General features: G+C 59.2%; 21 protein-coding genes. 11 read left to right on the top strand and 10 right to left on the bottom strand.

From position 1 onward, the window contains the following. The first annotated feature begins 103 nt into the window (after positions 1–103). The 6 genes from ACR3E7_RS09600 (at position 104) to trpB (ending at position 5174) form a co-directional block, all read left to right on the top strand. Positions 104–397, top strand: coding sequence for a DUF6525 family protein (locus ACR3E7_RS09600; RefSeq protein WP_480502832.1), 294 nt, complete (start codon positions 104–106; stop codon positions 395–397). Between the two features lie 225 nt (positions 398–622). Next, positions 623–2299: a 30S ribosomal protein S1 gene (gene rpsA / locus ACR3E7_RS09595; RefSeq protein ID WP_170377709.1), complete on the top strand. Its 1677-nt coding sequence runs from the start codon at positions 623–625 to the stop codon at positions 2297–2299. Between the two features lie 270 nt (positions 2300–2569). Beyond that, the gene (gene ihfB, locus ACR3E7_RS09590) at positions 2570–2854 is read left to right on the top strand and encodes an integration host factor subunit beta (RefSeq protein WP_050603110.1); all 285 of its coding nucleotides are present in this window, start codon (positions 2570–2572) and stop codon (positions 2852–2854) included. 6 nt (positions 2855–2860) lie between these two features. Further along, positions 2861–3211 carry a lipopolysaccharide assembly protein LapA domain-containing protein gene (locus ACR3E7_RS09585; RefSeq protein WP_170783005.1) on the top strand — a complete coding sequence of 117 codons (351 nt, stop codon included), beginning with the start codon at positions 2861–2863 and terminating at the stop codon, positions 3209–3211. A gap of 6 nt (positions 3212–3217) precedes the next feature. Beyond that, on the top strand, positions 3218–3859 hold the full coding sequence (locus ACR3E7_RS09580) for a phosphoribosylanthranilate isomerase (RefSeq protein WP_480502830.1): 642 nt from the start codon (positions 3218–3220) through the stop codon (positions 3857–3859). A 67-nt stretch (positions 3860–3926) separates the two neighbouring features. Continuing rightward, entirely contained in the window at positions 3927–5174 is a 1248-nt protein-coding gene (gene trpB / locus ACR3E7_RS09575; RefSeq protein WP_170782916.1) for a tryptophan synthase subunit beta, read from the top strand. 120 nt (positions 5175–5294) lie between these two features. Here trpB and ACR3E7_RS09570 read toward each other — a convergent pair whose 3' ends face one another. The 7 genes from ACR3E7_RS09570 to ACR3E7_RS09540 form a co-directional block, all read right to left on the bottom strand. Then, entirely contained in the window at positions 5295–5672 is a 378-nt protein-coding gene (locus tag ACR3E7_RS09570) for a DUF2237 family protein (protein WP_170769922.1), read from the bottom strand. Positions 5673–5681: 9 nt separating this feature from the next. Next, positions 5682–6845: a serine hydrolase domain-containing protein gene (locus tag ACR3E7_RS09565; protein ID WP_480502828.1), complete on the bottom strand. Its 1164-nt coding sequence runs from the start codon at positions 6843–6845 to the stop codon at positions 5682–5684. Positions 6846–6927: 82 nt separating this feature from the next. Then, on the bottom strand, positions 6928–7608 hold the full coding sequence (pth, locus tag ACR3E7_RS09560; protein ID WP_170790356.1) for an aminoacyl-tRNA hydrolase: 681 nt from the start codon (positions 7606–7608) through the stop codon (positions 6928–6930). A gap of 126 nt (positions 7609–7734) precedes the next feature. Next, complete coding sequence (locus ACR3E7_RS09555; protein WP_170769925.1) at positions 7735–8388, bottom strand: 50S ribosomal protein L25/general stress protein Ctc; 654 nt, start codon at positions 8386–8388, stop codon at positions 7735–7737. Positions 8389–8635: 247 nt separating this feature from the next. Further along, positions 8636–9802, bottom strand: coding sequence for an alpha-hydroxy acid oxidase (locus ACR3E7_RS09550; protein WP_480502826.1), 1167 nt, complete (start codon positions 9800–9802; stop codon positions 8636–8638). A 153-nt stretch (positions 9803–9955) separates the two neighbouring features. Continuing rightward, the gene (gene trpA, locus ACR3E7_RS09545; protein ID WP_480502824.1) at positions 9956–10747 is read right to left on the bottom strand and encodes a tryptophan synthase subunit alpha; all 792 of its coding nucleotides are present in this window, start codon (positions 10745–10747) and stop codon (positions 9956–9958) included. A 78-nt stretch (positions 10748–10825) separates the two neighbouring features. Beyond that, the gene (locus ACR3E7_RS09540; RefSeq protein ID WP_170769928.1) at positions 10826–11311 is read right to left on the bottom strand and encodes an acyloxyacyl hydrolase; all 486 of its coding nucleotides are present in this window, start codon (positions 11309–11311) and stop codon (positions 10826–10828) included. Between the two features lie 193 nt (positions 11312–11504). On the opposite strand from ACR3E7_RS09540, the gene ychF reads away from it, so the two are divergent. After that, the gene (ychF, locus tag ACR3E7_RS09535) at positions 11505–12602 is read left to right on the top strand and encodes a redox-regulated ATPase YchF (protein ID WP_480502823.1); all 1098 of its coding nucleotides are present in this window, start codon (positions 11505–11507) and stop codon (positions 12600–12602) included. Positions 12603–12624: 22 nt separating this feature from the next. Here the strand turns inward: ychF and ACR3E7_RS09530 are convergent, their stop codons facing one another. Further along, positions 12625–12981, bottom strand: coding sequence for a YybH family protein (locus tag ACR3E7_RS09530; protein WP_480502821.1), 357 nt, complete (start codon positions 12979–12981; stop codon positions 12625–12627). 156 nt (positions 12982–13137) lie between these two features. Here ACR3E7_RS09530 and ACR3E7_RS09525 point away from each other — a divergent pair, with 156 nt between their 5' ends. From ACR3E7_RS09525 to ACR3E7_RS09510, 4 genes are all read left to right on the top strand, one after another. Further along, positions 13138–14019: a LysR family transcriptional regulator gene (locus ACR3E7_RS09525; protein WP_170769931.1), complete on the top strand. Its 882-nt coding sequence runs from the start codon at positions 13138–13140 to the stop codon at positions 14017–14019. Positions 14020–14104: 85 nt separating this feature from the next. Then, positions 14105–15808, top strand: a complete 1704-nt coding sequence (locus tag ACR3E7_RS09520) for an NAD(P)H-dependent oxidoreductase subunit E (protein WP_480502819.1) — start codon at positions 14105–14107, stop codon at positions 15806–15808. Positions 15809–15822: 14 nt separating this feature from the next. Next, complete coding sequence (gene fdhF, locus ACR3E7_RS09515) at positions 15823–18606, top strand: formate dehydrogenase subunit alpha (RefSeq protein WP_480502818.1); 2784 nt, start codon at positions 15823–15825, stop codon at positions 18604–18606. Positions 18607–18700: 94 nt separating this feature from the next. Beyond that, positions 18701–19210, top strand: coding sequence for a thioesterase family protein (locus ACR3E7_RS09510; protein WP_237217226.1), 510 nt, complete (start codon positions 18701–18703; stop codon positions 19208–19210). Here the strand turns inward: ACR3E7_RS09510 and ACR3E7_RS09505 are convergent. Both ACR3E7_RS09505 and ACR3E7_RS09500 read right to left on the bottom strand, forming a co-directional pair. Continuing rightward, positions 19204–23277 (bottom strand): translocation/assembly module TamB domain-containing protein, encoded by a 4074-nt coding sequence (locus ACR3E7_RS09505; protein WP_480502816.1) that lies wholly within the window; start codon positions 23275–23277, stop codon positions 19204–19206. The two genes, ACR3E7_RS09510 and ACR3E7_RS09505, sit on opposite strands and share 7 nt — an antisense overlap. Then, positions 23274–25076 carry an autotransporter assembly complex protein TamA gene (locus ACR3E7_RS09500; RefSeq protein ID WP_480502815.1) on the bottom strand — a complete coding sequence of 601 codons (1803 nt, stop codon included), beginning with the start codon at positions 25074–25076 and terminating at the stop codon, positions 23274–23276. Before ACR3E7_RS09500 ends, ACR3E7_RS09505 begins: the two co-directional genes overlap by 4 nt. Positions 25077–25174 lie beyond the last annotated feature (98 nt).

The following is a 25174-nucleotide window of genomic DNA, read 5'->3' as shown; positions in this document are numbered from 1 at the left end:
GAAAGGGCGGTGAATTGATCCCGCCCTTTTTGCATTTGGAGTGCTTGTCTAACCAGCCTTGGAATGTAATAACATTACAAAAAATTTTGTGACGAGGTTTGCCATGCGACGAAACAAGACCGGGCGAGGCGGTCGTAATCTTTGCACCGGTCTAAAGCGGCGGCGCAGGGTGTCTCCGATGCGAACCTATGATTCCCTGCCGCCTGAATTGCGCTGCTGGTTGGCAGCGGCATGCCTGCCGTGGAGCCCGGCCTCGGCGCTGAAGATCTGGAACCGGTCGGGCGGATCGACGGATATTGCCGGGGCGCTGTCCCGACTGGATGCCATCGAACGGTCGATGTTGCAGAAGGACGCAGGCATCTGGCACGTGAAAGATAGCCGAGCAGCCGGTAACTAAGGGCTTTGCTCTTGCACATTACCTGAATTCGGCCTATACGCGCGCTGTCTGAACAAGGGCGGTCAACGTCCGGATGACGTATCTGAGCAGGGCCGGGTTACCTCGGCCCTTTGTGTTTGTGTAATCGGATGCGCACCGGGTCACGCCAGAGGACACCATGAAACAAGACCGGCGGAGACAACCGCTCGGCCAGCAAAATCGTACTGTAAAGGAAAACAACGCCACATGGCTAACGCATCCATGGAGGAATTCGAAGCCCTCCTGAACGAAAGCTTCGAAATGGACACGCCCGAAGAGGGTTCTGTTGTCAAAGGCAAGGTTCTGGCGATCGAAGCCGGCCAAGCCATCATCGACGTCGGCTACAAAATGGAAGGCCGCGTTGATCTGAAAGAATTCGCAAATCCCGGCGAAGCCCCTGAAATCGCTGTAGGCGACGAGGTAGAAGTTTACCTGCGTGCCGCAGAAAACGCCCGTGGCGAAGCCGTCATCTCGCGCGAGATGGCCCGCCGTGAAGAGGCATGGGACCGTCTGGAAAAAGCATATGCCGACGACCAGCGCGTCGAAGGTGCAATCTTTGGCCGCGTCAAAGGTGGCTTCACCGTCGATCTGGGTGGCGCAGTTGCGTTCCTGCCCGGCTCGCAGGTTGACGTTCGCCCCGTGCGCGACGCTGGCCCGCTGATGGGTTTGAAGCAGCCGTTCCAGATCCTGAAAATGGACCGCCGCCGTGGCAATATCGTTGTGTCGCGCCGCGCAATCCTGGAAGAATCGCGTGCCGAACAGCGTGCCGAAGTTATCGGCAACCTGTCCGAGGGTCAGACCGTCGAGGGTGTTGTCAAGAACATCACCGAATACGGTGCATTCGTTGACCTGGGCGGCGTTGACGGCCTGCTGCACGTCACCGACATGGCATGGCGCCGTGTGAACCACCCGTCCGAGATCCTGACGATCGGCGAAACCATCAAGGTTCAGGTCATCAAGATCAACAAAGAGACCCACCGCATCAGCCTGGGCATGAAGCAGCTGCAGGAAGATCCGTGGGATCTGGTTGCTGCGAAATACCCGCTGGGCTCGGTCCATCAGGGTCGCGTCACCAACATCACCGACTACGGCGCGTTCGTCGAGCTGGAAGCCGGTGTCGAAGGTCTGGTGCACGTGTCCGAGATGTCCTGGACCAAGAAAAACGTCCACCCTGGCAAGATCGTTTCGACCAGCCAGGAAGTCGACGTCATGGTTCTGGAAATCGACGGCGCCAAGCGTCGCGTGTCTCTGGGCCTGAAGCAGACTCAGCGCAACCCGTGGGAAGTGTTTGCAGAAACCCACCCCGAGGGCACCGAGGTCGAAGGCGAAGTCAAGAACATCACCGAATTCGGTCTGTTCATTGGCCTCGAAGGCGACATCGACGGCATGGTACACCTGTCGGACCTGTCCTGGGACGAGCGTGGCGAGGATGCGATCCAGAACTACCGCAAAGGCGACATGGTTTCGGCCGTCGTTTCGGAAGTGGACGTTGAGAAAGAGCGTATTTCGCTATCGATCAAAGCCCTGGGCGGTGACAAGTTCGCCGAAGCCGTGGGCGGCGTGAAGCGTGGCTCGGTCATCACTGTTGAGGTCACCGCGATCGAAGATGGCGGCATCGAGGTCGAATACGAAGGCATGAAGTCGTTCATCCGTCGTTCGGACCTGTCGCGTGACCGCGCCGAGCAGCGCCCCGAGCGGTTCAACACTGGCGACAAGGTCGACGTCCGCGTCACCAACGTCGACAGCAAGACCCGCCGTCTGGGCCTGTCGATCAAGGCACGCGAGATCGCCGAAGAGAAAGAGGCCGTGGAACAGTACGGTTCGTCGGACTCGGGCGCGTCGCTGGGCGACATCCTGGGTGCAGCGCTGAAGTCGGGCGACTAAGCCCGGACCTCAGTCCAAGCAGAATTTGCGGCCCCGCATGAGAGTGCGGGGCCGTTTTTGTTGCGAATCAACACGTTCCGATTTGCAGGCTTTATTCATCTGTGGTTCACGATTTGCAGGCCAATTCCCCGACAAGTGCAAAAATTCGCGTGAGTTTGACGTAGAATCAAGGTCGCACACACAGAGTCAACGTTCCCCCGAACCAAGTTTTTTTCTATAGTGATCAGAATAATAGACATGGTAATCCGGTCGCCTGGGAGGGTAACGCACATGATCCGTTCAGAACTGATTCAGAAAATCGCCGACGAGAACCCGCATCTCTACCAACGCGACGTCGAGCGGATCGTGAATACTGTTTTCGAAGAAGTGACGGATGCCATGGCCCGCGGGGACCGGGTGGAACTGCGCGGATTTGGCGCGTTTTCCGTCAAAAAGCGCGACGCGCGGGTTGGCCGTAACCCTCGGACAGGTGAGACTGTTCAGGTGGAAGAAAAATGTGTTCCATTTTTCAAGACTGGCAAGTTGCTAAGGGACCGTTTGAACGGTAAAGCCTAAGGCATGATGCGCTACATTCGATATGCTTTTCTGGCGACCCTCGGGATCGTCCTGATTTCGGTTTCGCTGGCCAACCGCGAAGCCGTTGAACTGACCTTGATGCCGCAGGCGATTGCCGATCTGGTCGGGGTCAATTTCAGCATTTCGCTGCCGTTGTTTATTGTGGTTCTGGGTAGCATCGTGGCCGGACTGGTCATCGGTTTCCTGTGGGAATGGCTGCGCGAGCACAAGCACCGCGCAGATGCGTCGGCCAAGACCGGCGAAGTCCGCAAGCTTGAGCGTGAGGTCAAGAAGCTCAAGAAGAAACAGAACGAAGGCAAGGACGAGGTCCTCGCCATTCTGGATGAGGCCAGCTAAGGCACCATGTCCGGTATTTCGGTCAAAATATGCGGCCTGACCGCCCCTGAGTACGTGCGCGCAGCAGCTGAGGCCGGCGCGCGGTATGTGGGCTTTGTCTTCTTTCCAAAATCGCCCCGGCACCTAGAAATTGAGGCCGCGGCCGCTATGGCCCATCTGGTGCCTGTCGGCGTGGCCAAAGTTGCGCTGACTGTCAATGCCTCGGACGCGGAACTGGACAGGCTTGTCGCGGATGTACCGCTGGACATGTTGCAACTGCATGGCAAGGAAAGCCCCGACCGCGTGGCTGATATCCGGCAGCGTTACGGCCTGCCTGTGATGAAGGCCATAGGTGTGGCCGAGCCCGAAGATCTAATGGCGATTGATCTGTATTCTGAGGTGGCCGACCAATTGCTTATCGACGCTAAGCCGCCTCGCAACGCCGAATTGCCCGGCGGGAACGGTCTGGCCTTTGACTGGCGCCTGCTGGCTGGGCGCAAATACTGGCGGCGTCCGTGGATGTTGGCGGGTGGCCTGACCCCTGACAACGTGGCCGAGGCTGTCCGCATGACCGGGGCACAACAGGTCGATGTATCCTCGGGGGTCGAAAGCGCGCCGGGGGTCAAGGATGCCGGTCTGATCCGCGCATTTGTTGACGCAGCAAGCTGATACGTTTTGCCATGGCAAATCCCGCCGCTACCTCCTATGAACAACGGGAATGACGAGGGAGACACCCATGGCCAACGATCTTTTCAATTCCTTCATGTCCGGCCCGGATGAGCAGGGCCGTTTTGGCATCTTCGGCGGACGGTTTGTCAGCGAGACCCTGATGCCGTTGATCCTTTCGCTGGAAGAGGAATACGAGAAGGCCAAAGACGATTCGACCTTCTGGGCCGAGATGGATGATCTGTGGGCGAACTATGTGGGTCGTCCCTCGCCGCTGTATTTCGCGGAACGCCTGACCGAACACTTGGGCGGCGCGAAAATCTACCTCAAGCGCGACGAGCTGAACCACACCGGCGCGCACAAGATCAACAACGTGCTGGGCCAAATCATTCTGGCGCGCCGTATGGGCAAGACCCGGATCATCGCCGAAACCGGCGCAGGGCAGCACGGCGTGGCCACCGCCACGGTCTGCGCCAAGTTCGGCTTGAAGTGCATCGTCTATATGGGTGCCCATGACGTGCAGCGTCAGGCCCCCAACGTGTTCCGTATGCGCCTGCTGGGGGCCGAGGTGATTCCAGTTACGTCCGGTCGTGGCACGCTGAAAGACGCGATGAATGACGCGCTGCGCGATTGGGTGACGAATGTGCGCGACACGTTTTACTGTATTGGCACCGTAGCCGGTCCACACCCGTACCCTGCAATGGTCCGCGATTTCCAGTCGATTATCGGCAAGGAAGCCAAGGAACAGATGTTGAAGGCCGAAGGCCGTCTGCCCGACACGATCATTGCCGCCATCGGTGGCGGATCGAACGCGATGGGCCTGTTCTACCCGTTCCTTGACGACAAATCGGTCAATATCATCGGGGTCGAGGCCGGTGGCAAAGGTGTAAACGAGAAGATGGAGCATTGCGCCTCGCTGACCGGCGGTCGTCCTGGCGTGCTGCATGGCAACCGCACCTATCTGCTGCAGGATGATGACGGTCAGATTCTGGAAGGCTATTCGATTTCGGCCGGTCTGGACTATCCCGGTATCGGGCCGGAACATTCGTGGCTGAACGATATTGGCCGCGCAAACTATGTCTCGATCACCGACAAAGAAGCACTCGAGGCGTTCCAGCTCTGCTGCGCTACCGAAGGGATTATCCCGGCGCTGGAACCCAGCCACGCGCTGGCCCACGTGATGAAAATTGCGCCTGACCTGCCCAAGGATCACCTGATCTGCATGAACATGTGCGGGCGGGGCGATAAGGATGTGCAGACCGTGGCCAAGTATCTGAACTTCGATATGTCAGATACCGAAGGGCGTACGGCGGGTTAAGCGCCATAGCGTTAAACGTTTGGAGCCGGCCCCAAAACAGGGCCGGTTTTTTTGACCGCGCCCACAAGAGGGCCCGCGCGGCGGTCTATTGATGTCGCAAACCAGAGGTTCAGCCAGGTCTCAATCACCTGCAGCCGCGTGGTCGCGTAGTATATCCAGCGGGACCACTTCTAAGGCGCGTTGGTGTGTGGCCTCAAGGTGTACCATGGGCGCGCAGCCTTCGTCATGCGCTTGCAGGAACCGCCCGGCGCACAGGCACCAACGATCCCCGGGTTTGAGGCCGGGAAAGTCGAACTCTGGTCGAGGGGTGCTCAGGTCGTTGCCGACATATTTGGAAAAAGCCAGAAACTCGGCTGTCATCACAGCGCAGACGGTGTGGCTGCCCTGATCCTCGGGGCAGGTGTTGCAAGCGCCGTCGCGAAAGAACCCGGTCAGCGGATCGCGGGAACAGGGCGCAAGCACGCCGCCCAGTACATTTATGCTGTCCTGTTTCTGCATAATCCGACTTTACAGGCTTTGCGCGATGCTGCGGAACATTTCTACATTGGCCTCATTCACCCCGTCATCGCGGAATTTACGGTCCGCGCCGGTTGTTACGATCAGAACGCCCCGAGGCTGATCGAAATAGATATATTGGCCATAGACGCCGCGCGCCAGAAACTCACCCTCATGCGCGCCGATGGGAATCCACCACTGATAGCCATACCCGATCTTGCCCGCCTGTGTTGGGGCGCTGGGCAGAACGGATTCGGCGATCCAGTCGGCAGGGACCAGTTGCTGCCCCCCATAGGTGCCATTTTGTAGGATCATCTGCCCAAAGCGGGCGAAATCACGGGTGGTAAAGTTCAGCCCGCCCAACACAAAGGCCACTCCGGCACCGTCCGCCACATAGTAACCATCCTGTTCCAGACCTAGCGGCTGAACGATCTTTTCGGTCAACAGATCCGAGACGCTGCGCCCGGTCGCCCCTCGGATCACCATGCCAACGACATGTGTGTCGATGGACACGTATTGCCATTGCGCGCCGGGTTCTACGAAAGTGTCCTGCAACGAGGCCGCGAAATCGTCCAACTCACCACCCAAGGCCACCACGCGACCCATCCGATTGATATCGGAGTTCGGGTCGAAATAGTCTTCGTTAAAGGTGACGCCGCTTGCCATGTTCAGCACGTTGCGGACCGTTGCGCCATCATAGGCCGTTCCCGCCAGCTTGGGCGCATATTGCACCACCGGATCGTCCAGCGACCCGATCGCGCCTTCGGCCAGCAGGATGCCGAACAGGGCCGATAGATAGCTTTTCGCAACCGACCACGAAATCCGGTGATCGTCGGGACCGGTGCCCAGGTAATATTCCTCAAACCGGATTTCGCCATCCTGCATCACCAGCAGGGACGTCACCGCCCGGTCCTCGATCCATTGATCGGTGCCCTCGGGCAGGTCGAATCCAGCGCCATAGGGCAATTCGCTGGTTGGGCCGTTACCACGGGGCAGGGCGACCGTTAGAAACGCCTCATCCATATGAGAGAAATTGTGGACGATCTTTTGTTCTGCAAACAAAGAGTTCACGGCCATGAGCCGCTGAATTTCTTCGCGCTTCCAGACCCCGACAACGATTGCGGCTAGCGCCAGCATCAAGGCGACGCGCAACATCCACTTCAGCAGTGATCTCATATGTCTCCTCCCATAGACGTGCCGCATTGGACCGCGTGCGGCAGCCATCTGCAATCAGGACGTTACGGCAAGAGCTAAGGGGCTATTTGAACTTATCCAGCAGTTTCTGCATCGCCGAGCGGTCATCAACCTGTGGTTCCGGCTTTGGTTGGGGCGCAGGTTTTTGCGCTTTGTCTGCAGTTTTCGACGATCGCGGCGGCGCGGTGCGCATGGCAACCGCGTTCATGAACTTGCCACCGTCACCATCGGCCAGATGCCCTGCACCATCCGAGACACCGCGTAGCACATCATCCAACCAGTCGGTATCAGCCTTGGCGAAGTCGCCCAGAACATAGGGCGAGACCATCTCTTTCCGCCCCGGATGCCCGATCCCAAGGCGCACACGGTCATAGGCCGGGCTGATATGTTCGTGGATTGACCGCAGTCCATTGTGCCCCGCATGCCCGCCGCCTGCCTTGACGCGCACTTTGCCAGGGGCAAGGTCCAACTCGTCATGGAAAACGGTCACGTCGGTTGAGTCCAGCTTGTAGAACCGCATCGCCTCGCCCACGGACTGGCCCGAGCGGTTCATGAAGGTTTGCGGCTTGATCAGCAAAACCTTTTCTCGGCCAAGACGACCTTCGGCAATCTCGGCCTGAAACTTGGATTTCCAGGGACCGAAATTGTGATCTTCGGCAATCCGGTCCACGGCCATAAAGCCGATATTGTGCCGGTTGCGAGCATATTTCGATCCGGGGTTCCCCAATCCGACAAACAGTTTCATAAGCGCGCCCTTGTCTGATGCTACAGGTTGATGCCACGGTTTGCCCCCTGCTTTCCAGCCCACAGGGCAAAAGAAAACGGGGCCTGGATCAGGCCCCGCTTCAAACTCCAAACACCGGGTCTGGGTTTATTCTTCGGCTGCGTCCTGGCCGACGACTTCAACCTCATCCGCGGCCACTTCTTCGCCTTCCTCATCATCGCTGGACGACAGGCCGGTCGGGGCCGAGATGTTGGCGATCACGAAGTCACGGTCAATGGTCGGCTTGGTGCCTGCGGGCAGGTCAACTGACGAGATGGTGACAACGTCGTTGATGTTCAGACCGGTCAGATCAATGGTGATCTTCTCAGGAATGTCACCAGCGGTGCAGACCAGCTCAACCTCGGGACGGACAACCGTCAGAACGCCGCCCTTCTTGATGCCGGGCGCTTCGTCTTCGTTGACGAATTCAACGGGGATGAACAGCGCGATCTTGGTGGTCCGACGCAGACGCATCAGGTCCAGGTGGGTCGGCAGGTCTTTGACAACGTCACGCTGAACGTCGCGGCAGATGACGCGAACGTCTTCGTGGCCTTCAACCTTCAGGTTCCATAGGGTCGACTTGAAGCGGCCTGCTTTCAGGCGCTTGAACAGAACGTTAAACGGGATGTTGATCGGCAGCGGCTCTTTGTCGCCACCAAAAACAATGCCCGGAACCATGCCGTCGCGGCGTGCTTGACGAGCGGCGCCCTTGCCTGTCCCCGTCCGTTCCAGAGCTACGAGATCAGGAATCTCACCAGCCATGATATATCTCCAAATGTTAGGGCGGGCATCCTCCAAGGCTGTATGCCCGCGTGAAGCCGCGTCCTTAGCTTGATTCATTGGATTTGGAAAGGGCTTTTTCGAGCCATCGTTTTTTTGCGAGGCTCTGCCTCGCGCTCCGGGATATTTGGGGCCAGATAAAGAGCGGATCCAGACTTCATCTGGCTGAAAATATGCCGGGGGAGGCGCCCGGAACGGGCGGTGGGGGCAGAGCCCCCTGACCCAGTGATCACTTTTGCCAACGGCCCCCGAAACCTTCGGGCACCAACAGGTTGTGCGGCCCGACGTCCCCGAGATTGCGTTCACCGCACAGCGCCATTGTTGTATCGAGTTCCTTGTGGATCACCTCCAGCGCGGTGGTGACACCTTTTTGTCCCATCGCTCCCAGACCATAGACAAAGGCGCGGCCAATATAGGTGCCTTGCGCACCCAGGGCGACGGCTTTCAAGACGTCCTGGCCCGAGCGTATGCCGCTGTCCAGATGGACTTCAACATCATTGCCTACGGCGTCCATGATTTCGGGCAGTACCCGGATTGAACTGAGCGCGCCGTCCAGTTGGCGACCGCCGTGGTTTGAGACAACAATCGCATCCGCGCCCAGTTTGGCGGCTATCTTTGCGTCTTCGGCGTCCAAAATGCCCTTGAGGATCACCTTGCCGCCCCATTGCTCCATCAGCTTTTCGACCTTGTTCCAGTCGAGGCTGGGGTCGAACTGCTCGGCCGTCCACGCGCCAAGGGACGAAGCATCCGATATCCCTTCGACATGGCCGACGATGTTGCCGAATTCGCGGCGCTTGGCGCCCAGCATCTCAATCCCCCAGGACCATTTGGTCATGAGGTTTGCGATGGTTTTGGGCGTCAGCTTTGGTGGTGCAGACAGGCCGTTCTTGAGGTCTTTGTGCCGTTGGCCCAGGATTTGTAGATCCAGTGTAATGACCAACGCGGAACACTTGGCGTCCTTGGCTCGTTGAATGAGGCGGCTGACATAGTCCTGATCTTTCATCGTATAGAGCTGAAACCAGAACGGTTTGGTCGTGTGCTCTGCCACGTCTTCGATCGAGTTGATCGACATGGTGGACAGGGTGAAGGGCACGCCGAACTCCTCGGCGGCTTTGGCGGCCTTGATCTCTCCGTCCGCGTGTTGCATGCCTGTTAGACCGACCGGGGCCAAGGCGACCGGCATTGACACGTCCTGACCAATCATCTGCGATGCGGTTGAACGCCCTGACATATCGACGGCAACCCTTTGCCGTAGGCGGATGTCATCGAAATCCGAGCTGTTGTCGCGGAAGGTCTGCTCGGTCCAGCTGCCGCTTTCCGCATAGTCATAGAACATACGCGGGACACGCCGCTCATAGATGCGTTTGAGGTCTTCTATGTTGGTGATGACGGGCATGAAGCAGGCTTTCGTAGGATTGGTTCACTTTGTTTACCAATCTTTATGCCGCGTCGCAATGTAAGGTTTGAGCAGGATTTTAGTGCGCTAACACAAAACCGCGACTGGGGCCTCCAGGCGCGGTTCATGGTCTTGATGTCGAGCAGGGCAGGGTCAGGCGGAGTGTGCGCCGTCAGATAGGGATTTTACGAAATCCAGAACCTCGGCCACCGGTTTGCCAGCCGCGATCTGGCTGACAATGGCGGATCCCACTACGGCCCCGTCAGCAACGCTTGCAATGGCCTGCGATTTCTCGGGCGTGTTGATGCCAAAGCCGACGATGACGGGCAGGTCTGTGGCGGATTTGATGCGGGCCACTTCGGGGCCGACATTGGTGGCCTGGGCCTCGGCTGCGCCGGTGATACCGGTGATTGAGACATAGTACACAAAGCCGGACGTGTTTTGCAAAACGCGCGGCAGGCGTTTGTCGTCGGTCGTAGGGGTCGCAAGGCGGATGAAGTTCAGGCCTGCAGCCTGCGCAGGCAGGCAGAGTTCATCGTCTTCTTCGGGCGGCAGGTCCACCACGATCAGCCCGTCGATGCCAGCTGCTTTGGCATCGGCCAGAAAGGTATCTACCCCACGGCTGTAGATCGGGTTGTAATATCCCATCAGAACAATCGGCGTCGTGTCATCCGTTTCGCGGAATGCACGGGCCAGGTCCAACGTGCGCTGCAAGGTCATCCCACCGTCCAGGGCACGCTGACCTGCGGCCTGGATGGTCGGACCATCCGCCATAGGATCGGTGAAAGGCAGGCCAAGCTCGATCACGTCCACACCGGCCCCCGGCAATCCTTTGACGATCTCAAGCGAGGTGTCAAAGTCGGGATCACCAGCCATGATATAGGCAACGAAAGCCTTTTTACTCTCGGCCTTGAGAGCGGCGAACTTGGCGTCGATACGGGTCATCTGCGGTCCTTGCATTCAGGTTTGAACCTGATGTGCAGAAACTTTCGTCGGAAATCAATCCCGACCGCTCAGATTGGCCTAGAACCCGTAGTGATACCGCAGGAACAGTGCGTTGACGCCGGGGTTGAAGCTTTCTGTGCTGGCGTTCGACTTGTGAGTGACGGCCAGCGAAATGGCGTTGCCGCTGTCCAAAGTATAGCCAACACCCAGAAGGCTGCGAATCTGAAAGCCACCACCCAAGTCATTGTCGCCGTTAGAGGCGTTAAAGTAGCCTGGCATCACACTCAACTCAGCGAACCAGCGATCCGAGAAGGAATAGATGCCCACCAGACCTGCGCCGATATGCGTGTCACCGTCGGTGTCGACAGTCAGGGCTGCACCCAGACCAGCGCTGAAGCGCGTTGCTTCGTGAAACGGGCGATGCTGGTATTCTAGCGAAAAGACGCCCTGATCGTCGCCGTTGCCGTTAGAAAAATCCGCAAAACCCGCGCCAAAGATGACAGATTGGGCCTGTACCGAGGTTGCAGCCACGAGCAAGGCGACAGAAGTAAGTAACGCTTTCATTGGGTTCTTCGTCAATTAATTGTATGTGAATTCCTAATTGGGGACCATGACCCGCGCGGTTCAACTCACGCAAGTACAAATACCGTAACGGTTTAGTGAAGCTGCGGTGGCCATCTGCCGGTTGCACCGCTTGGGTTGCGCATTTTCCACAACCCGCCTAGAAGACGCCGTCACATCGCTTCAGGAGGCCGCAATGGGCTTTAAAATGGGAATCGTGGGTCTGCCGAATGTGGGCAAGTCGACCTTGTTCAACGCGCTGACCAAGACTGCCGCGGCGCAGGCGGCGAATTTCCCGTTCTGCACCATCGAGCCGAATGTGGGCGACGTGGCCGTTCCTGATGAGCGTTTGGACAAGCTGGCGGCGATTGCGTCTTCGAAGCAGATCATCCCGACGCGGATGACTTTCGTGGATATCGCCGGTCTGGTGAAGGGGGCGTCCAAGGGCGAAGGGCTGGGCAATCAGTTTCTGGCCAATATCCGTGAAACCGACGCGATCGCCCATGTGCTGCGCTGTTTCGAAGATGGCGATGTGACCCATGTGGATGGCCGCGTGGACCCGGTGGCTGATGCCGATACGATCGAGACCGAACTGATGCTGGCCGATCTGGAAAGCATCGAAAAGCGCCGCGCCAATCTGGTGCGTAAGCTGAAAGGCAACGACAAAGAAGCGGCACAGCAGGACCGCCTGCTGGCCGAAGCGCAGGCTATGCTGGAAAGCGGTAAACCCGCGCGGCTGGTTGAGGTTACGGCCGAGGACGCCAAGGCGTGGAAGATGCTGCAACTGCTGACCACCAAACCGGTTCTGTATGTCTGCAACGTGTCCGAAGAAGAAGCCGCCGAAGGCAATGAATATTCCGCCAAGGTCGCTGAAATGGCTGCCGCGCAGGGCAATTCTCACGTCATCATCAGCGCCAAGATCGAAGAAGAGATTAGCCTGCTGGAAGCAGACGAAGCCGAGATGTTTCTGACCGAGATGGGTTTGGAAGAACCCGGCCTCGACCGTCTGATCCGCGCCGGTTACGACCTGCTCAAGCTGGAAACCTATTTCACCGTCGGCCCGAAAGAGGCCCGAGCCTGGACCATCCGCTCCGGCACCGCGGCACCGCAGGCGGCTGGCGTGATCCATGGTGATTTCGAAAAGGGCTTCATTCGGGCCGAGACCATCGCCTATGACGACTACATCGCCGCTAATGGCGAGCAAGGAGCCAAGGAGGCAGGCAAGATGCGCGCCGAGGGCAAGGGCTACATCGTCAAGGACGGCGATGTGATGCACTTTTTGTTTAACAACTGAGCCCGTCTGGCAAACGTCCGTATCAGAGCGTTTCGTTCAGGCTGCAATGGCTGATCAGCCACCCGCCGTCAGGTTGCCGGTACAAAACGTTAAGGGATGTCCCGTGACCGGTCGTCCCTTCACTAAAGTGGACAAGGCACCAGCCGATTTGACCGTCGATGCCGGCCTGAACAACCGTAACGATTTTGTCCTCGCCACCTTCCTCAACCCATTCAGAATGGGTAGCTTCTATAGCCTTTCGGCCTTTGGCTGCAGGGCCGTAGGGCGAAAATAGTTGTGCGTCATTCATAAAGAATGACGCACAACCAGTTGCATCTTTTAACCGATAGCAATCAACATACTTGTCATACAATTTCTGAAAAACTTCTACTGCGGTCATCCGAAGCCTCTCCGTGTTGCCCTTGCCGTGTATTACAGGCGAGTTTCTTGAGTAAGACAAGAATGCGTTCAAAGGTATGCTCGCCTGCAGACGGTGCTTTTCCCGCAGGTTAATACGGCTAAAGTGGTCGTCGGCCCGTTATTGGAAAACTCGAATATGATCGAAATCCGCGACCTCCAACTCCTTAGCGCCCTTGCGCGACACCAACATTTCGCCAAGGCAGCTGAGGAATGCGGGATATCGCAGCCCGCGTTCTCGATGCGCATCCGCAATCTTGAGGACCGGTTGGGTGTCTCGATCGTCCGTCGTGCCAACCGGTTTCAGGGCCTCACCGAAGAGGGCGAGATGATGGTTCGTCGGGCACGGCGGATATTGGATGATTCCAAGGCGCTGGAGCAACAAGTGCTGGCCGCGCGGGGAGAGATTACGGGCACGTTGATCCTAGGGGTCATTCCGACGGCGATCGCTTTCACCGGGCGGCTGATCAAGCGTTTGCAGCAGGCGCATCCGCGCATCCTGTCGCGGATTGAGACCATGTCGGCCAGCGCCATTCAGCACCGGCTGGATGAGGGAAGTCTAGACGCGGGCATCACCTATGGCGACAGTATCGGCACCGATCTGCGGCAGGTTCAGCCTCTGTACGAGGAAACCTATGTGCTGCTTGTGCCCTCGCATATGACCGAACAGACGGGTCCGATCCCCTGGGCACAGGTGGCCGAATTTCCGATCAGCCTGCTTGAGCCGCAGATGCAGAACCGCCGCATTCTGGATCGAATATTCGCCGAACAGGGCCTGCATCCGCACGTGGTGGCGGAAACCAGCGGCTTTACCGCCTCGATGGTCATGGCGCGCGAGGGGCTGGCAGCCACTGTTGTTCCGCGCGTTCTGGTGCGGGCTTTGGGCGATTTGCGGGGCACCAAGGTGCTGCCGCTGGTCGATCCTGTTGTCAGCAAACCGATTTGTCTGGCCACCCTGACGCGCGAGCCCGAATTGCCCACGGTCGAGGCTTTGCGCGCCGTCGTCGCCTCATTGCGGTGATAAGCTGTCGTTATCGTGCGATAGCGATAAGAGATTTGACGATATGCTGGTCTGATGAGACACGGGGCCTTAATCGGAGGGCATCATGGCACCATTAGACACCAAGCCATCAGGCGCACCCAAGGGCGTCTGGAAGTCAGGTAAAGGCAAGGGGCGGCACACGCCCAAAGGCCGTCAGTTCACGGATGAGGCGCAGGCCGAAGTTGCGCGCCTGCTGGGCGACCGCCCGCGCCGTCGCGATCTGCTGATCGAATTCCTGCATTTGATTCAGGACGAACACGGCCATATCAGCGCCGACCACATCGCCGCCTTGGCGGTCGAGATGCGCATCGGTCAGGCCGAGATCTATGAGACCGCCACCTTTTATGCCCATTTCGATGTGGTGAAAGAGGATGAGACGCCTCCGCCCGCGCTGACGATCCGTGTCTGTGATTCCCTGTCCTGCGAAATGGCCGGTGCCCAGCAGTTGCAGAAGGCGCTGGAGGATGGTCTGGATGCGTCGGAGGTTCGCGTCGTGCGTGCGCCTTGCATGGGTCGTTGTGACACCGCGCCTGTACTAGAGATCGGTCACAACCATATCGACCACGCGACCCCCGAAAAGGTTCAGGCCGCGATTGCTGCCGATGATACTCATGCGCATCTGCCCGACTACGAGACCTTCGCGGCCTATGAGACGAACGGCGGTTACGCCAAGCTGAAAGAGCTGCGCGACATCGGTGATTGGGAGCAGGTGCAGGAAGACGTCCTGTCCTCAGGCCTGCGTGGTCTGGGCGGTGCGGGTTTCCCGTCGGGCAAGAAATGGGGCTTTGTTCGCATGAACGAAGGCACCCGCTATCTGGCCGTGAACGGCGACGAAGGCGAGCCCGGCACGTTCAAGGACCGCTACTATCTTGAGCGCACGCCGCACGTTTTCCTTGAGGGCATGCTGATCGCCGCATGGGCGGTCGAGGCCGAGACCTGCTTTATCTACATGCGCGACGAATACCCGGCGGTGCTGGAAATCCTGCACCGTGAGATTGCCGCGCTGGAGCAGGCCGGTATCGTTGCGCCCGGCTATATTGACCTGCGTCGGGGTGCTGGTGCGTACATCTGCGGTGAAGAATCCGCGATGATCGAATCCATCGAGGGCAAAAAGGGCCTGCCGCGCCACCGTCCTCCGTTCGTGGCCCAGGTCGGCGTGTTCAACCGCCCGACCTTGGTCCACAATGTCGAGACGCTGTATTGGGTGTCGAAAATCTGCCGCGAGGGCCCGCAGATTTTGAATTCAGTTGAAAAGAATGGCCGTAAGGGCCTGCGTAGCTACTCGGTCTCGGGCCGTGTCGCGAAGCCGGGTGTTTACTTGTTGCCCGCAGGCTCGACCATTCTTGACGTGATTGATGCCGCCGGTGGCATGGCGGACGGCCATGTATTCAAGGCGTATCAACCGGGCGGGCCGTCGTCAGGTCTTCTCCCCTCCCATATTGACGACGTCCCGCTCGACTTTGACACGTTGCAGCCGCTGGGCACGTTCATCGGGTCGGCTGCCGTGGTGGTTCTGTCCGATCAGGACACGGCCCGCGATGCGGCGCTGAACATGCTGCGGTTTTTCGAGGATGAAAGCTGTGGTCAGTGTACGCCCTGCCGTGCAGGCTGCGAAAAGGCGGTCAAGCTGATGCAGGCCGACAAGTGGGACACCGATCTGCTCGAGGATCTGTGTCAGGTGATGGGCGACGCCTCGATCTGCGGTCTGGGGCAGGCGGCTCCGAACCCGATCCGCCTTGTCATCAAACATTTCGCTGACGAAATCTGAAGGGAGACAGAGCCATGCTAGATGCAAGCCCAAACAAGACCGTCACCTTCAACCTGAACGGCGAAGATGTCACCGTGCCCGAAGGCTGGACCATCTGGGAAGCCGCCAAGGGCCAAGGGTTCACCATTCCGCACCTGTGCCACAAGCCGCAGCCCGGCTATCGCCCGGACGGCAACTGCCGCGCCTGTATGGTCGAGGTGGAAGGCGAGCGCACTCTGGTCGCCTCGTGTATCCGTCCTGCGGCGGACGGTATGGTCGTCAAGACCGACAGTGACCGCGCCGAGAAATCACGCGCGATGGTCATGGAACTGCTGGTCGCAGATCAGCCGGAAGAGGCGCATGACACCTCCAGCCACTTCTGGGATATGGCCAAGCTGAACGATGTATCCGGCAGCCGTTTCCCTGCGAAAGAGGCCGAGAAAATCCCGCTGCTGGATGACAGCCACGTTGCGATGCGCGTCAATCTGGACGCCTGCATCAACTGCAATCTCTGCGTCCGTGCCTGCCGCGAGGTTCAGGTGAATGACGTGATCGGCATGGCCGGTCGTGGCCATACTGCGCAGGTGGTGTTCGACCAGAACGACCCGATGGGCGATTCGACCTGTGTAGCCTGTGGTGAATGCGTTCAGGCTTGCCCCACCGGCGCGCTGATGCCTGCCACCGTTCTGGACGATCAGCAGAAGGGCGACAGCAAGGATTATGACAGCGAAACCGAAAGCGTCTGCCCGTTCTGTGGTGTGGGCTGTAAGGTCTCGCTGAAGGTTAAGGACGGCAAGGTCAAATACGTCGAGGGCATCAATGGCCCCGCCAACGAAGGCCGTCTGTGTGTCAAAGGCCGTTTTGGCTTTGATTACATCCACCACCCGCACCGTTTGACCAAGCCGCTGATCCGGCGCGAGGACGCGCCTGCCAAGGGGCTGAATGTCGATCCCGCGAACCTGTCGACCCATTTCCGCGAAGCGACATGGGAAGAGGCGATGGATCTGGCCGCCTCCAAACTGGTGGCCCTGCGCGACGAAGACCCGCGCAGCGTGGCCGGTTTCGGCTCGGCCAAATGCACCAACGAAGAAGCCTATCTATTCCAGAAGTTCATCCGTCAGGGGTTCAAGCATAACAATGTCGACCACTGCACCCGTCTGTGCCACGCGTCGTCCGTTGCGGCGTTGATCGAAAACGTCGGATCAGGCGCTGTGACGGCTGCGTTCAACGACATCAAGGACGCGGACGTGGCGATCATTATCGGGTCGAACCCGATTGAAAACCATCCCGTCGCGGCAACGTATTTCAAACAATTCGCCAAACGCGGCGGCAAGCTGATCGTAATGGATCCGCGCGGCGTCGGCATGCGCAAGTTTGCGGATGAAATGCTGCAATTCCGCCCCGGGGCGGATGTCTCGATGCTCAACGCGATCATGAACGTGATCGTCGAGGAAGAGCTTTACGACAGCCAGTACATCCACCGCTGGACCGAGAACTGGGAAGCGGAGAAAGAGCATCTGCGCCAGTTTACGCCCGAAGCAATGGCCCCGATCTGCGGTATCGAAGCCGATCAGCTGCGCCGCGTCGCGCGCACTTTTGCGCAGGCCAAGGCCGGTCTGATTTTCTGGGGGATGGGCGTCAGTCAGCACATCCACGGCACTGACAATTCGCGCTGCCTGATCTCGCTGGCCCTGATGACCGGCAACGTTGGAAAACCCGGCGCAGGTCTGCACCCGCTGCGCGGTCAGAACAACGTGCAAGGTGCCTCGGACGCGGGTCTGATCCCGATGTTCCTGCCCGACTACCAGACCGTGACTGACGATGGCATTCGCGCCAAGTTCAACGAGGTCTGGAATTCGGACGACTTCTCGAACGAGAAGGGTCTGACGGTGACCGAGATCATCGACCAAGCCTATCAGGGCAACATCAAGGGTATGTACATCATGGGTGAGAACCCGGCCATGTCTGACCCGGATGTGAACCACGCCCGCGATGCGCTGGCCAAGCTAGACCTGATGATCGTGCAGGATATCTTCCTGACCGAGACAGCGAACTATGCCGACATCATCCTGCCTGCCTCGGCGCTGTATGAAAAGAACGGCACCGTGTCGAACACCAACCGTCAGGTGCAGCGGGTGCGCCCCGCCGTGCCGCCTCCGGGTGAGGCGCGCGAGGACTGGGCGATCACTGTTGAACTAGCGCAGCGCATCGGGCTGAACTGGGGCTACACGGACGTGTCTCAGGTGTTTGATGAGATGAAGCTGACAATGGCATCGCTCGATAACATCACTTGGGATCGACTGAAGTCCGAGACGATCACCTATCCGTCTCTGTCCGAAACCGATCCTGGTCAGTCAATCGTGTTTGGTGATGGCTTCCCGCGAACGGACGGCAAGGCCAAGTTCACCCCGGCAAGCGTTATCCCGCCAGATGAAGCCCCGGATGACGAATACCCGATGATTGCCACTACGGGCCGTCAGCTGGAACACTGGCACACCGGGTCGATGACGCGCCGCTCGAACGTTCTGGACGCGGTTGAGCCCGAGGCGAACTGTTCGATGAACCCCCGAACGCTTAAGTTGATGGGGATCGAGCCGGGCGAGACAATCCGACTGACGACCCGTCGCGGCAGCATCGACATCATGGTGCGCGCCGACCGTGCGATTGCCGAGGATATGGTGTTCATCCCCTTCGCCTACGTCGAGGCGGCGGCCAACATCCTGACCAACTCGGCTATCGACCCATATGGCAAAATCCCCGAGTTCAAGTTCTCGGCCATCAGGGTAGAAAAGATCGAAGACGCTATCGCGGCGGAATAACCGAACAAAGGCGGCCCTTATGGCCGCCTTTAACTTTTCTTGACAGCAGGGTTCGTGCGTCCAAACATGCCGCCCTGTTGCGAGGATGATGCAGATGACAGAACCGTTAAGCGGGCATGACGGCCCCTATGATGCGCCGGTCGAGATTCGGGGCTTTGAAGTGCTGCCCGAATGGATCGACTATAACGGCCATATGAATGTGGGCTACTACGGCGTTGCGTTCGACATGGCGCTCGAGCGGCTGATGGTGGATCATCTGGGCTTGGGTGAGGTGCAGGTCAACGCGCTGGGGCAGGGACCCTATGTGCTGCAATCGCAGATGTCCTTCCTGCAAGAGGTGCTCGAGGGGCAGCCTCTGACATTTCGTATCCGCATGTTGGATGCCGATCACAAGCGCGGGCATTATTTTGCCGAAATGCTGTCAGACACGGGAGAGGTTTGCGCCACGCAAGAGGCGTTGTTCATGAATGTCAGCCACACCACCGGTCGGTCTGAGGCGTATCCAGAGTGGGCCGCCGCCCGGTTGGCCCAAATGGTGCGCGACCACGCGGGGCTTACGCCTGCGCCGCAGGTCGGTCAGCCGATTGGTATCCGCCGTCAGTAGTCGCGTTGAAAGAACATGCCGATCCCTGTCTCACCCTGTCCGTCGACAGTGCCGCGCACGGTGAAGTTATCCGTCACGTCCAGGTTCAGGTTCACCTCGGTGTCACCTTCGGTGTTCACGGTGAAATCGGTATAGAGGTTGTCGCTCAGATACGCGCCTGCGCCCAGGCGTCCAGCGCCGCCCTCGGTGGCGCCGATATCAACTGTATCAACTCCGGTGCTGTCGCGCAGGCCTTTGGTCGCGTCCCCGCCCGCCCCGCTGAGCTGCGCCAATGACGCGGCCATCTGGGCGATGACAAAGGGCGACAATTCCGAGAACCGGTTGCCGAACAGCAGGATCGCCAACGCCTCTTCTGCAGGGCGCTCGGGGTCTGAGAATACATTGACCTCGGGCGCATCCAGCGGGCCTGCGATCTCGATTGTCGCGGTGCCCTCTGATGTGCTGGTCGAGGATGCGAACTCGATATAGGGCGTCAGGTCGCCTTGCAGGGTTACGACCCCCTTGGTCAGGGCCAGACGGCGGCCAAGGATGTCCAAGTTACCTCGGATCAGCTCGATCTGACCGGATGGGACCACGGAACTGGTTGTCCCGCCAATGAACAAACGCCCACCCAGCTCTGCATTTACGCCGCGACCGCGCACGAACACAGCCTTCGGAGCCAGCAGTGAAACATCAAGCGCGATGCGCGAGTCGCTTTGGGTGGCCTCCTCGTCCACGATCAAACCAGCGCGTTCCCGCGTCAGGTAGCTGGCCGGGCTTTCCCCGACATGTTCGATATTCGGGATCGGCGCGGCACCTACGGCGCCGGACGCCGCAGCAAGATTGATATTGGTTTCGCCGAAATTGATCTGACCTGAAACGGCACTGTTGGCAGCCAGAGCGCCGGTCAGCGCGATCTGACCGTTCAGCGATGTTTCGAATAAGAGCTGATCTGTCAGCACCAGATTGTTCAGCGTCGTCGTCACATTGGCGTTGAAGGGCGGGGTCAGGTCAATCGGTCCGGACACGTTGAAACTGCCACCCGAGCGCGGGCCGCCGGTTATCGCAATGGTTGCCCGGCTTTGCGCTAATGTTACCGTTCCGTCGATCCCGGTGAAGGTCTGTCCTGCGGTTGGCAGCGCCAGCGAGGTGCCGTTGGTGGTGATTGTCCCGCTCAGCGCATCCAGCGCGGGCTTGCCCTTGAGCGCCACGTCAAACTGGGCCGTGCCGTCGATCTTGTTGGGCGAGATGAACAGGTTCGCGATGCCGATATTGACACCGCCCACGGCCTTCAAATCGGCTTCGCCCGAGGTTTCATCGAACGTACCCGACAAAGTGCTGTTAATTTGTGCCGGACCTTCGGTGTTGGAATCGATGGTCCAGACCCCGTTCTGCCGCTTTGCCGTGCCGCTTGTGGCGACTGAGCCAGGGAACTCTGGCAGGAACCGCTCGATCCGGTTGAACTTGGCGTCAAAGTCAAAATCCGCCGAACCGTCCGCGTCTACCGACCCGATCAATGACGCGTAGGAGCTGTCGGGACCACTCAGGGTTGTCGTGCCCTCGACGCCATCCGCGGTGGGTGCGACATTGCCGGTCAATGTTAGCGGCCCTGACAGGATGTCCGTGATCCGCGCTAGGTCATCCAGCTGAACCGAATAATTCAGCCCGCCCGACTGACGCGCCACCTTGCCCGACGCATCGGCCGAGATTGCGGTGCCCTTCAGGCGAAAGTTTCTGACATCCAAGCCTTCGTCGCTGTTTTGGGCGTCCACAGACAGGGTCGTGCGGCCCTGAATTAGGCGGTCCACAAGGTCCATTCCAATCTGTATATTGTCGGCATCCACATCACCTTGCACATCAAAAGCGCGGCTCGATAGGTCGCCGCTGCCCGTCAAATTGGCGTTGACCACACCGGTCAGTTCCCGATCCGCAATGCCCGAGAAAAGCGACAGGTCGGGCACGACCAACTGCACCGTCCCTTCACCCGAAGGCGCGTCCGTTGGGTTGTTGACCGTCGCCTGTACCTGCGCACGCAGCGCTGTGCCGTTCACGGTTGCTTTGCGAATTTCAATCTTGTCGAGCGAACGCGCGCCATCCCACAGAATCGTGGTTTGCCCGGTCAGCAATGGATCGTAATCGGCCAAGCCGGTCTGTAGATCGCGCGCGACGATGTTGAGCGTACCGTCGAATTCTTGTGTTTGCGCGGTGCCCTGGCCCGCGAACTCGGCCCGGACAGAGCCGCCCAGATCATGTTGGGCCAACCTGGAAAAGACCGACAGATCCGGGGCGTTGACTTTTGCCTGCCCGTCAATTGTCAGGTTTCCATCTGGTGTCGTGACGTTGCCACTGGCCTCGACCTGCGCGGCGGAACTGTCCAGAGCGAAGGTACGCACTGTGATGCCGTCCGCCCCCCGCTGACCGTCCAGCGTGACGGTGGTGTTGCCGGTGATAATCGGGTCGATATCCTCGCGCCCAGTCGACAGGTCGGCCCCCTCAACGGTCAGTTTGCCGTCAAAGCTGCCATCAAGCGGGGATCCTTTGCCCTCGACCCGCGCCGTGATCTGACCGCCCAGTTCCATCTGCGCCAGATCGGAAAAGCGCGACAGGTCGGTTGCGTTCAACTCGGCCGAGCCATCGATGCTGAGTCCGCTGTTCAGGCCGTTGACCAGCGCATCCAGCGCCAGATCATAGTCCGAGCCGATCAGCTCGAACCCGGACAGGTTCAAGGACTGATCGCTGCCATAGTCGAACTGTCCGTCCAATATGATCCGCTGCCCCAAAGCGGCGTTCAGGGCGGGATCGTTCAGGTCAATGCCGGAAACACTGGCCTGAAGATCGCCGCTGACCGCAAAGCCCTCGTCCTGATCCAGAACGCCCTGAGCGGTAATGCGCGCGTTTTGCAGATTGGCTTGCGGTGCGTTCAGCCCGTTGGCCGTCAGGCTGAGATCCCACAGATTGCCGTTTTTCCGGTCAAACAGCGCCGAAATCTGTGCCGCTTTGATCGACGTATCCCCACCTGCGACGGGTAGGGTCACGGATTGCCCGTCGGGCGGGGTGATCCGCCCTTGCAGGGCCGCCAGTTGCAAAGCGCTGCCTTCGCCCAGTTGCAATTCCCCTTTCAGGCTCAGAGCCTGCGTCGTCAGTTCAAGGTCCGAGACCTCCAGAGCGCCGTCGGGTTTGGTCTGCCCGTCGACGAACAGGCGGGTCTCGGGGCCAAAGAACGGGTCAATCTCGGCGGTCAGAAACGGGGTCAGGTCGCCGCTGAGGTTGGTGGTGAAGGCGATACCCTGATCGGCCTCAGCCGCGCGCAGGCGCACTTGGCCCGAAACGCGCTGCTTGTTATCGCTGCTCAGCCCGATATCGGCAGTAAAATCCGTCAGCGGGCCTGATCCCTTGGCCGTCAACCCAATCGGCGGGCTGTCAGGGATTTTCAGCGCGGTCGATATGAGCCCGCCCGACGCCTCGATCACCTGCAAATCCAGTGTGATCTGGCTCGAGTCGTTCTGGAATCCAGCGGTCAGCTTGATCTCATCCCCAGCGCGATCCAGCCGGGTGATGTCCAGATTGGTGTCCATCGTTCCGTCGGCCAGAGACAGATTTCCAGTGACAGACAGATCGGCCGCCACACCGATTAGAGGCTCGCCCAAGGCCAGCTCATCCACCCGAATCTCGCCGATCTCAATGGAAACCGGCAATTCAGGAAGTTGAAAGGGCTGTGTCTCAGCCGAAGCGGCGGGCTCTTCCGTTGTCGTCGCCCCCGGCGCGCGGGCGATGTCGATTTCCTGCGCCGTCAGCGCATTGACCGAGAACCGTCCCCGGATCAGGGCCAGTCGGTTCCAATCAAGCTGGGCGTCCTTGATGGTCAGCCAGACACCTTCATCATCGGCGACAGTGATTTCCTCGATCGTGGCACGGGCGCTGAGCGCGCCTTGCAGGCCCTTGACCGTTACGTTCTGATTGTCGCCCGACAATGTGTCCTGCAAGAAGGTCTCGAGCATACTGCCGCCGCCGTCTTCCTGCGCGAATACCGGCGGTGCGATTGCGATCAGAGTGGCACTGACAATCGTATATGAAGTGTGTCGTATCAAAATGCCTGTCCGATCCCGATATAGAATTGCAGACCATTGCCCGTGTCACCCTGAACCGGCACAGCCAGATCAAGCCGCAACGGGCCAAAGCCGCCCAAATCGTACCTGACCCCCAGACCAGCCCCCGAATGGGAATTCGCCGTGCTGGTCACAAAAGCCGTCGTATCGACCGCCCCGTAGTCATAAAACCCAACCAACGAGATAGTATCAGTGATTTTACCACGAACTTCGCCCGAAAGCCCCAAAAACGACTTGCCGCCTGCGACCTCATCTCCGACGGGGATACCAAGGCTTTCAAAGGGCTGCCCGCGAACAGTGCCTGCACCGCCAGAATAGAACAGGAAGTCCGGGGTCACACCGTCCAGCGAGGGGCCGATGACTGAGCCGATTTGCACCCGACCCGCCAGAACGATGCGCCCGTCGGTTCCAAGGCTGGTATAGCTGCGCGCATCCGCGAAGAAGCGGGCACCTGTTTCCGTGCCTGACAGTCCAACAAATGGCATAGCCTGCGCATCCAGATAGAACCCGCGCGTGGCGCTGACCTTGCTGTCGCGTTCATCCCACTCGGCGCGGAACGGAAGGATGAAATACCTGAATTTGCGTCCGTCGCCGAAGGCATCGTCCGCGTTTGACAACTGAAACCCTGCCGAAGCCTCGGCATAAAGCCGGTCCGAGAAGGTCCGGCGCGCACCATATGCCAGCGAGGTGATTGACACACTGTAGTTGTCCGTATTGCGGCGGTCGATCAGGGCATTCCAGAAGGTGCTGTCATCGGGACCAAGCCGGTCTGGCTGGTCCAGTCGCAAGCCGATCCGGCCATCCAAGTCCTCGGACCCGCCGATGTTGCGCAATGCAGCTTCAAAACGCAGACGCTCGGCGCGTTTGAACACGTTGCGGTGTGTCCAGGTGGCGGTCAGGTCGATCCCATCGCGCGAGGCTATTTCGAAACCCAGCGTCAGGCGGCGCTTGGGCAGGTCTTCGAAATAGACGTCGAAATCCAACGTGCCGTCGGCGTTCGGGGTTTCACGCTCTTCGATGGCGACCACATTGAACGTTCCGGTCCTGCGCAATCGGGTGCCGACCTTCTGGATTTCTTCGGGTGAATAGAACTGACCCGAGGGGAAACCCGCTATCTTTTCGATCGAAGAGTGTTTGACGTCAGAATCACCCAGAATGAACATCTCGCCAAATCTCAGGCGCGGGCCGGGATCGACGTCGATCTCTGCGTCCAGCCGGGCCTGTGGGTGGCGCGCGATCGCCTTTTGCCCGGCGACATCGGCCTTGGCATGACCCACGTTGCGCCAGCCCTGAACACCGGCCGAGGCCGCGCGCTGGATGGCCCCAGTCGAGGCTGGTTTGCCAATCGCAAAATCCTCGGGCAAGACGGTTTCCGGCGCAATCGGTCGCAAGGTCGCCTCGCCAAAACGGTAGGAAGGGCCCGTTGCCACGGTAATCACCGCGCGGTCGATCTTGGCCGGGACGCTGAGCGAGCTGAGCTCTGCTGCTTCCTGACCATCTAGCTTGATGCTGACTTCCGGGCTGAAATATCCCTCATCATACATGATCTGGACGATAGTCCGATAATCCGACAGTGCGGCGGACAGGATTTCCAGCGGAGTATCCAACCCGCGGGATTCTGCGGTGGTAACCGAAGATGTCTCCTCGATCCGGTCCACCAACTCTTGCGGAGCGCCTGGCGCGACCAGCGAGGTTTCCAGAGCGGACAGTCCGGTCGGCATTGCGGCGGCCACGATGCCTAGTACCAAGTTTTTAGAAAAGCGCAGCCTGCTTCCCTGCATCTGTTGGCTCCAACTGCCCAAAATCGAACGCAATATTGCTGCCTTATGAAGGGTGACAGCTCTTTCTGAACATTTAGATCATCAGTCGCTGCGCTGGG

The sequence above is a fragment of the Ruegeria sp. BK1 genome, assembly GCF_056535645.1.
The sequence above is the reverse complement of the archived record's forward strand: the minus strand, read 5'-3'. Positions and strand labels throughout refer to the sequence as shown.